The sequence below is a fragment of the Pseudomonas sp. UMAB-40 genome, assembly GCF_900095275.1.
Taxonomy (GTDB): domain Bacteria; phylum Pseudomonadota; class Gammaproteobacteria; order Pseudomonadales; family Pseudomonadaceae; genus Aquipseudomonas; species Aquipseudomonas mandelii_B.
On record NZ_LT607566.1, the window covers coordinates 143 to 811 of the forward strand.

General features: G+C 62.5%; 1 pseudogene. It reads right to left on the minus strand.

Annotated elements, in window-relative coordinates:
* Positions 1 to 669 (minus strand): annotated as a pseudogene (locus K0F88_RS21445) (hypothetical protein); the annotation flags it as partial.

Here is a 669-nt window from a genome sequence, read left to right on the forward strand (position 1 = left end):
GGCAGGCTGAAGCCCGTCAGCCCCGTGGCCGGCGAGTAAGTGGCGCCGCCGCCCAGAGTGCTGGCCGAGGTGTTGCCTAAAGTTGTGGTTTGGGTGCCGACAGCATCGACTGCCGTGTTGGTGGCAAACAGTTGGCTGCCATTGATCGCGTCGGTGCTAGCGGCAGTGACTTTGCCTGCTGCTACGTTGCTGATCTGACGTTCGTTACCGACACTGCCCACGCTCAACACGCCGATTGGAGCAGTGCCTGCGTAAGTGTAAGTCGTGCCATTAACCACACCTGTTGGGGTGGCAGTCGCCGCCGCAGTCGTGGCGCCACTGCCCAACGCCACGGAATTTGCCACGCTGGCCACGGCGCCATTACCGATGGCCACCGCATTGGTTGCCGTCGAGCTGGCGACCGGGCCGACCGCCACACTATCAGTGCCCGTGGCGGTGCTGTCGGCCAGGGCCGAGTTGGCGTGGAAGTATTTGAGGCCGTTGTTGATGATGTTATTGATGCTTTGGTTGGTCGAGAACAACTGCGAGCCATTCACTGCATCGGTACTGGTGCCGTTCAAGGCACCGGCACTCAGGTTGGTGATTTTCACCCCGCCGGCCGGTGCGCCTGCACCACCGGTTGCCCCCAAGGTGATGGCGTTGCCGCCGACCGCATCGTATTTCACCGCG